This window comes from Caldithrix sp., assembly GCF_056497305.1.
In genome coordinates this window covers 20430-29196 of record NZ_JBSMDE010000128.1, presented here as the reverse complement: position 1 = coordinate 29196, position 8767 = coordinate 20430, and the positions used below count along the sequence as shown (strand labels likewise).

The 8767-nt window shown below is 45.1% G+C and carries 6 protein-coding genes; 2 read left to right on the top strand and 4 right to left on the bottom strand.

The genetic code is table 11. From position 1 onward, the window contains the following. Both ACWB0I_RS10840 and ACWB0I_RS10835 read right to left on the bottom strand, forming a co-directional pair. The coding region (locus ACWB0I_RS10840; RefSeq protein ID WP_479388080.1) for a sulfotransferase family protein at positions 1 to 1081 on the bottom strand (1081 nt) is incomplete at its 3' end. 349 nt (positions 1082 to 1430) lie between these two features. After that, positions 1431 to 3086 carry a thioredoxin-like domain-containing protein gene (locus tag ACWB0I_RS10835; RefSeq protein ID WP_479388079.1) on the bottom strand — a complete coding sequence of 552 codons (1656 nt, stop codon included), beginning with the start codon at positions 3084 to 3086 and terminating at the stop codon, positions 1431 to 1433. A gap of 421 nt (positions 3087 to 3507) precedes the next feature. On the opposite strand from ACWB0I_RS10835, the gene ACWB0I_RS10830 reads away from it, so the two are divergent. Next, positions 3508 to 3654 carry a hypothetical protein gene (locus ACWB0I_RS10830; protein WP_479388078.1) on the top strand — a complete coding sequence of 49 codons (147 nt, stop codon included), beginning with the start codon at positions 3508 to 3510 and terminating at the stop codon, positions 3652 to 3654. An 18-nt stretch (positions 3655 to 3672) separates the two neighbouring features. Here ACWB0I_RS10830 and ACWB0I_RS10825 read toward each other — a convergent pair whose 3' ends face one another. Both ACWB0I_RS10825 and ACWB0I_RS10820 read right to left on the bottom strand, forming a co-directional pair. Continuing rightward, positions 3673 to 4392, bottom strand: coding sequence for an HAD family hydrolase (locus tag ACWB0I_RS10825; protein WP_479388077.1), 720 nt, complete (start codon positions 4390 to 4392; stop codon positions 3673 to 3675). 423 nt (positions 4393 to 4815) lie between these two features. Next, positions 4816 to 7011, bottom strand: coding sequence for a FecR family protein (locus tag ACWB0I_RS10820; RefSeq protein WP_479388076.1), 2196 nt, complete (start codon positions 7009 to 7011; stop codon positions 4816 to 4818). A 765-nt stretch (positions 7012 to 7776) separates the two neighbouring features. On the opposite strand from ACWB0I_RS10820, the gene lipA reads away from it, so the two are divergent. Next, positions 7777 to 8670 (top strand): lipoyl synthase, encoded by an 894-nt coding sequence (gene lipA / locus ACWB0I_RS10815; protein WP_479388075.1) that lies wholly within the window; start codon positions 7777 to 7779, stop codon positions 8668 to 8670. Positions 8671 to 8767 lie beyond the last annotated feature (97 nt).

Genomic DNA, 8767 nt, shown 5'->3' with positions numbered 1-8767 from the left:
ATTTAAAAGCATATCCCCACTCGTCAAACGTTTTGAACCAGTAATCGTTGATTTTTTCTTTTAAGGAGGCTTCCAGCGCTGGATATTCGTTTTTCCGATACGGCGCTTGCGCTTCAAAATAGCGTTTTAAAACAGCCTCGAACTCCGGCCAACCATCCAGCTGTAATTGTTCATAGATCTGCGCTATGCCCTTTACAAAATCCTTTTCCAGGTCTTCAAAACGAATTTCAACCAGATTGCCGGGTTTTATCAGTTTCCGCTCTTCCAGGTAAAAATCGTACATTATTTTGTAGCGATTGATAATGGCATCAATATCCTTGTCGAGATATCGTTTTTGTAGAGAGAGTCGGGCTACGGTGTTTTTGTACAGATTCACTGTGGATTGAAAAGTGCGATAGGGATCGCGGATGATGTGGATAAATTTGGCATCGGGGAAGACTTCGGTCAAGGTTTTGACGCGCGCCGTGTGATGGGGTGATTTAAGAATCAATTGCTTCTTGTAAAGAAGAGTCAATTTTTTCAAATAGTAGACGAAAAAGTTTTTCCACTCCTGACGCTCCTCTTCCGAAATATTGTGCATGGTCAGATAGCGATCAAAATAGTATTCCTGCAGGGGAAAGGCCCAGCTAATTAGAGGCGATTTCAATGACAAAAGACTCAGGGCAAATTCGTCTTCTGCAGGATCTTTGTAAGCGACCACCACATTGTCCATAGGCCGTTTTTCTGGAGGTAATTTTTCCAGGCGATCTTTGAGTAATTGTTCGGTAATTAAAAAGGTCCAGGGATTGTAAACCTCGTACACATTGGGAAAGGCAAATTGCACATCCAGGGACATCAATTTGTGGAGCAGTGTAGTTCCACTACGCCAGTGTCCTAAAATGAACAGCGGCGGTTTTTCGATATTCGTTTGCTGGATTTGCTGCGCGTATTGTTCAGCTTCTTTACGGGCATACAGACTGTTCCTGAGACTTAAGATCGTTAATTTTAAGCAATTGGGATATTGATTTAAAGGAATGTTCCAGACGTTTTGACGGTACAGTTTCCACCAATCCTTTGATTTGAGTCCAATTAAAGTATCCATATCAGACCTTTTATTTTAGTAATCTTGCCAAAAACATTCGACACAAATTTAAGAATGCTCGAATTTTCAAATATTTTTCTGAACGGATCGTGATTTGAGTCAAAACAAAAACCTTAAAAGCAAGACACAAACTCGAGAGAAGACCTCACCTGGCGTGTCTGGCTCACGATCCGTGCATGTTCCCACATCATTTTTTCCAGCGCACCCAGTCCGGCCAATTCCTAAAGTAGGTTAAATAAAAACCAATGTTTCCTACCTCAGACCAATGGGATCGATTTTAAATTGAAATCCCCCTTCTGATGAAAAATCAAAAGGGGGATGAATCTATTAATTTTAAAGTCCATGAAAACTAATGGATAAATTTATTCAAGGTGCTTTCTAAACTTTGTCCCCGCAAGTCGGCTTCCATGGCAATAATGACCCCTTCCGGACTGACCAAAATCGGTTTGGGAATACCGCTCACTTCAAAAGTTTGAGCGATCTGGTCGCGGATGCTGTTGTCCAGGTAAGCGTGCAACCAGGGCATTTTCCATTGCCCTTTGCGAAAGCGTTTAACGTCGTCTATTTTACGATCAAACGAGAGACTGAGAATCACGAAATTTTTATTTTTGAAATGTTCATAGGCTTGATGCAGAGTGGGCATTTCGCTAACGCACGGCGCACACCAGGTAGCCCAGAAATCCAGTAAAACGAATTTACCTTTGAGCGTGTTGTTGGAAATTTCCTCACCGGTTTCCATGTTTTTGACTTTAAAAGGAGGTAATGGCTTGCCCACTGAAACGCCGGTTTCCGGATTAAATTGCATCATGTAGTATTTAACAATGGGAATATCCTGATAACCGTCTTTTAATTGATTGTAAACCCAGGCGACTTTCTCATTATTGCGCATGTATTTGGCGCGCATGCCTAAATGAATCAGAACAAAGGCGCGCGTGTTCTTGCTTTCAATTTTGGGCATAGCTTCTTCAAGAGCAGATAGGGCTTTTTCCAGCCCCATCGTACGTTCATAAACAAACGGCATAATTTGCGGATTAAAGGCCCACAATGGATCGGTGATCGTTAAATTATGACCAAGAAACTGCAACAATGTGTCCGGTGCATTCATACCATATTGGGTCAACAGCACACGCTGAAAGGCAATGTATTTGGTGGTCAGATCAGAGGAAGCTTTAGCGTCCAGTGCTTTGAGCGCCGAATCCAGTTCACCGAAATTAAAGCGGAAACCGCGATCTGTGCCGCTGTTCCGGGCATATTGCTGCCGTTGTTCATTCCAGGTCATCATAGTTCTCTGGATGATGAGGGCCGCATCCAGAATTTCCTGGGTCAGGGCGCTGCCTTTTTTGAGCATGGCATTGGGCAAAGCGCGATTGAAATGCCGCGGTAATTTCTGAGGATCAAAGGTGACGGTTACTGTGGAATCATTGGTTTTAAGAACCGATTTGTAATCGCCCTGACCATCGTACACCATGTAATCCTGATCCGTACCGTTAATACTTTGGTCAGCCGGGATTAAACCGATGAGCTGATAGGCCAGGGTATCTGCATGAACCGGTACGGTTAAGCTAAAAGTGCCGTCACTATTCTTATTCATGGGTAAGGCTTTGGAGAAACTAAAATCGATCCAATCTCCGGTAATTTTCACCTGATTAAAATCTGGAAAGTAATGGTGTCCCTGTAATTGGAAATCGATGACAACGGATTCGTTGGCCTTCTGGCGTGCCAGGGGCAATTCCAGAGGTTGGTGATAAGGAGCGGTGACCAGAATAGACAGATATTTGGATTGTGGCAATTCTAATTGAAACGTTCCGTCCTCGTTGGTCTGGGCCGATTTTAAAGGTTTAAAAACATTACCACCCGCTTCAGCCACATGAACGTGGGCCAGGGTAAGCGGCTGTCCATCGGCGCCAATAACTTTCCCGCTTAACGTTCCTTTTCCGCCTCCGGAACAGTTCCAGAATAGAGCCAATACACCTGCCATCAGTAAATACTTTAATACGTTTGACATAAAAAACCTCCGTTAAAAAATAAACTCAATCCTTCTAAATGGAAGGCATTAACCATTTGAAGGTCTGTTAATAAAAAAATTTAAGTTACTGGTTTGAAAGGCATTAATCAAATTTAGTTCCTGCCTTGTACTGAATATCACCCAAAATTTTAATGACAATCTACCTAAAGCAAAACTAAGGCAGCAGTGTCGCAACCTTTAAAAAATTGCAAAGCGCGCATTTTAATTAAAAATTACGAATTACGAATTATTTTGTGAGAGGGCAAGTTGTGCCCAGGCGGTGAAGGCCTGTGCCGGCATGTCATTCTTATTCCCGATTCATCGGGAATAAGAATCCCTTACACTAGTAGATTGAACTCTCCCTCTCCCCGATTTTCGGGGAGAAGGTGGCAGGAGGTGAGGACGAACAAGGTGCGATCAGTTGGAGCGAAGCGGAAATCCCGATCTTCGGGGACAGGCCCGTCTGGCCACCGGACAGGCCATTCAACCATTCAACCAATCAACAATTCAACAGTTTTGCTTCTTCACACTGCACAAAAATTTTCGCATCCCGCTGTGGCGGGATTAGAAGTTTTGAGGAAAGTATTTAAACCACCTTTTGCAACAAAGTCAGGGCCTGTTCAATGCGATCAATAACCAGATGGGCGTGGCGCAACTTCTCTTCTGCGATGAATTTGTTCTTGAGGGCAAAACAGGTTAGCCCGGCCTTAACGGCGCTGGTAACGCCGGCCGGAGAATCTTCAATCGTTAGGCAGTTTTGTGGTTTTTCCTGCAACAATCGGCAGACCCTGGTGTAAATTTCCGCATCTGGTTTGCGCTGCTTTACGTCTTCACCGGACAGGACTACCTCAAACAACACATGGGCATTGAACTGGTCTTTGGACGTATTTTTTAAATTCCTGAAAATCACATCGATTTGTTCGCGGTCCGAAGAGGAGGCTAGAGCCGTTTTGATCCCTTTTTGTTTACAAAAGGTAATGAGCTCTTTAACGCCGGACAGTGGCCGCAAAGGGGTGGTCTCCAGTAATTGCAAGTAAATCCGATCTCGCTGTCTGATTCCACGGGCAATGGTCTGCGGATCATCAATCTTTAAAAACTGCCGGTAAATTTTTTTGATATTGTCCGGCACGGAATACCCTATGAAGCTAAATAGAAATGCATCGTCATAAGGCAGGCCCAATTGATCCAGAAAAAGAGCAAAGGCTTTCATGTGCAAGGGTTCCGTGTCAACCAGCACACCATCCATGTCTAAAATGAGGGCCCTCAAATTCCGGAGCCGTGTTAAAACTTTTCCTTCTGTTTCCATCCCCATCCTTTCCTGAACAAACAGGGGCAAAGATAGGGTAAATCCAGGAACAGCGCAAGCGCGATTTGCAAAAGGGAATCTAAAACACAAAAAAATGGGATCCAGGGCTGCTCTGACCTCAGATACCAATACGAGTGCAAACGTAGTTTTAGCTTAAACTGTTCATCAACCTCAAAAAGCCACCTGTACGGTCAAAATCGAAATTTCTGGTAAAGGGCAGGTTGTGCCGGAGAAGTGAAGGCCCAAGCTGCCTGTCATCCCTCATCCCGATTCATCGGGGAGAAGAATCCTTTTCACTGGAACGCAGAAATTCTCCCTTTCTCGATTTTCGGGAAAGGAGGTTAGAAGGTGAGGGCTAAACTCTCCCCTCTGCAGGTAACAACCAATCTACGCCAGATAACAAAATCCTCTCCAGCATGAAGTCTAAAAACGCATGACCGTCTGGATTTGCGTCGTTTTCACCGTTTCATTACTCCCCGATATCTTACCGTCGCCATTCACATCACGATAAGTCTGCCTGAAATCAAGCAACAACGAAGCAGATGGTGAAATTTCATATTCAATTCGGTAACCCAAAATGGTGCCTTCGCTTTTTTTGAAGAGATCGATGGCATTGTTCTGGTAGTAATAAGCGCCAGCGCGGTTAATCCTGGGGATAAAACGTGTATTGAGATCCAGATTGGCTCTCAACGTTCTGAAGTGCACCTGGGCCCGACTCATGTTTTGAAATTCAGCGCCAAAGGTCAGCAAATTCCACAAATCAAAATCAGCCCCGATTACGTAGCCTCTCAGGCGTTCGGTGACAAAATCGTTCAGATATTTACGTTTGGTGTAAGGAATGATTTGTCCTGTGGAATCCATAGCTGATTTGTAGGTGGCGCGCTCCAGTTCATACGTCGTGTTAAAATATTCCGGTAAAAATCCTTTGCCAAAAATACGGTATTCGGCATAAGCATTAATAAAAGCAAATTTAGCCCAGAAGCCGGGGAAGGTAATGCCCCAGGCCCCGTTATAAGGATATTTGGCATATTGGGCATAGGTCGTTAACTTGAGATATTTGAATCTTAAAATGGGATAAGAAGCATCCAGGGCCAGGGCTAATTGGGATTTATCTTTTGCCTGATTAATATTGAAAGGTGCCGGCTTTAACAATACAGAATCCTGTTCATTGAGAAGACTGGCGCCCTGGGGGCCAAAGGTTTCAATCAGTAATGCCTCGTTGTCCGTAAAGCCATCCCCATCGCGGTCAAAGTCTTTATGATCTGGTATGCCGTCGCCATCGCTGTCCAGCGCTTCATTTTTGTCGTCGGGAAAGTCATCCAGCACATCGGGGATGCCGTCGCTATCACGGTCTTTCAAGCCCTTGTATTGGTTCCGATCGTAAACCAGACTCAACCCTAATTGAAGGGCGCCAAACGGATTGTAAGAAAAACGCCCGGCAAACAGTCCGCCACCGCTCAATACTTCAGAAAAGTTATTGACCATGCCATCGAAACCGTATGGACCTCTCTGCAGCCCTATTTCCATACCCGTTCTAATGACACTGGGATATTCAACGGTGTTGGCATAGTGGTTCATTAACAGACCAAAGCCCAGACGGTAGTTATCGATGGCGCCGACTTTCAGATAAAAGGGATCACCGCGCCGGGCCCAGCGCACGTAATAGATCTTTTCCACGATGTCCTTAAAGGAATCCCAATTTTCTTTACGAATATTGCCATTTTGATCCAGATAAAGAGTGAGGTCGAGGGCCACGCCCAGCTTGCCGATGGAAAACTCCGGACGTAAACCGATCTGATTGTAGATTTTGCCGTCAATGGTTACGGCGCCCAGAGCCACGCCGGTTCTGACCTTTTGGGGCGTCGGTTTGGCCGGAGGTTCCGCCGGCCTCGCACCACTTTCCGGCGCAGGAACCGGCCCCTTCGGTTCAGGCGCTGGCTTTGTTTGAAGTTCGGGCTGCTTTTGCTCCATGCCTTCCTGGGATTTTATCTCTTCTTCCGGTCTCTGTCCCGGTTGTTGTTCTGGAGCGGGCAAACCTTCACTGACCATTTCCAGTTCGGCCAGTTCCTTTTGAGTTAACGGCTGAGGAACTACGGGCTTTCCGCCACTGCTGATTTCCGACTTAAATCCCGCCTTTACGAGCACCGTATTCTGCAACGTCAAATCGCCAAATTCAACGCTACCTTCCCGCACCCAGAGCGCCGTTTTCATCGGTTCATCCATAAAATAGAACTGTGTGCCCCGAATGGCAGCCACCCCCACCGAGCTTCTGATTTTTACTTTTCCAGAAAATCGTTTCTTAAAATAGAAAAAGAATTTGCCTAAATAGGTCAACAATTCGCCATCTGAACTTTGCGGGTCGGGCATGTGTTTGATTTCCAGTAGCGAATTCTGCAACACCTTGGTCACAGAACCATCCTTAAACTCAATTTCACACACCGATTCCAGACCCGTTTTAACAATACTCCCTTCTGGCAATTCCTGATTCAACTGCACCGCCTGCCAATCCGTTGCAAAAGCGCTCGTTTTAAACGTTACTGTGCCCATAAAAAAACGAACTTTTGCAGACTGCGCAAGGAGTGTCGAAACGCAGAACAAAAAAATAACGACCCAACGCATAGCTTGCTCCTTTAATTTAATGTTCAGTCGACTATTACCAAATGTCCAGCCATTCCGTTTGGCAATCGGGCCAATTGGAACGCGGCATTTTTTAACTAAGGCAGCAGAGCCGGCAAACTTTTTAAAAAAACGCAAAGGGCGCAAAGAAATTATTTGCCCTCACCCCCTCGATCCCCCTCTCCCAGAATAAAAATCTGGGAGAGGGGGAAGGCTTGTGTGGGAAATTTTCTCACCTGGATTGGAAATACCATTCACGAACAATGGGAATTCGCTATGTCAGCTCGATGCTCATTCAACAATTCAACAAATCAACAATTCAACAATTCAACAGATTTACTTCCTCACACGCACAAAAATTTTCGCATCCCGCTGTGGCGGGAATAGATCTTTTAAGGGAAATATTCTAAAATAGATGATTTCCCTCTCCTGCCCTGACTAAATCTTCAAAACACCAATATTAACCACGTTATTTACTTTCAGGCTTAATGTAATAAATCTTACTGAATTTGCCAACATTCGCAGCAGCCATGAAGGCCCACCAATTCCTTTTTTCTGATTAACACTTCTGTTTTGGCAAATAGCGAAATAATTCTTAAATTGAGGCCGTTTAAAGAGCAAAATGTTTGTTTCCGGGAGTACTGAAAATCGGGACATGAAAAATCTTTTTTTTGTTGTTGTAGAAATTCCCGATAAAACGGGATGGGAAACGAAGAGCATGTGCATATTTCAGAAGTCTGATAGAGTAAAAAAATGGAGTAATGCAGATTGGCAAAAAAAATAGATCCAGCAAATAGCGCAGCCAACACGCGCCTGCGAAGACCGGACTGGTTGAAAATAAAATTGGGTTCGGACAACAACTTTAGCGACGTACGCCATTTGATCAATCGACAAAACTTACACACCGTTTGCGAAAGCGCCCGCTGCCCCAACATCGGCGAATGCTGGAGCCGGCGTACGGCCACTTTTATGATTTTGGGCAACATCTGTACACGCAGTTGTAAATTTTGCAATATCACGGTAGGTAAACCGACCGAGTACGATCTGGACGAACCACGGCGCGTAGCCGAAGCCGTGAAAGAATTGAATTTACGCCACGCTGTGATTACTTCGGTAGCGCGGGACGACCTCTCCGACGGCGGCGCTTTTATCTTTGCCGAAACCATTCGTCTGATTCATGAATTGCATCCCAAATGCAGCGTGGAAGTGCTCATTCCCGATTTTAAGGGCGATTTGAACGATCTGGACACAGTGCTTGAGGCCAGACCGCAAATTTTGAATCACAATCTGGAAACCGTTGAACGCCTGCAAAAGGATGTGCGTGTTCAGGCGCGCTACGATCGATCCCTCTCTGTTCTGGAGCACGCTAAAAAACGTGGCTTTGTTACCAAATCTGGGATCATGGTTGGACTGGGCGAAACACTTGAAGAAATAATCCAGCTTTTAAAAGATTTGAGAGCCATTGACTGCGATATTTTAACCATCGGGCAATACTTGCCGCCCACCAAACAGCACTACCCTCTGGATCGTTATTACAGCCCGCAGGAATTTGCTGACTTAAAGCGAATGGCCATCGATCTGGGCTTTAAACACGTGGAATCCGGGCCATTGGTTCGCAGTTCGTACCATGCCGATGAACAGGTTCCTGTACTGGAGAAATAAGACCATGACCTGAGGTGCTTTTACGCGGTACTATCACAATTAATCAGCCAATCTTTTTAAGAGAGGGATTTGGGTCGAACTTTCCGGATGAAGAAAT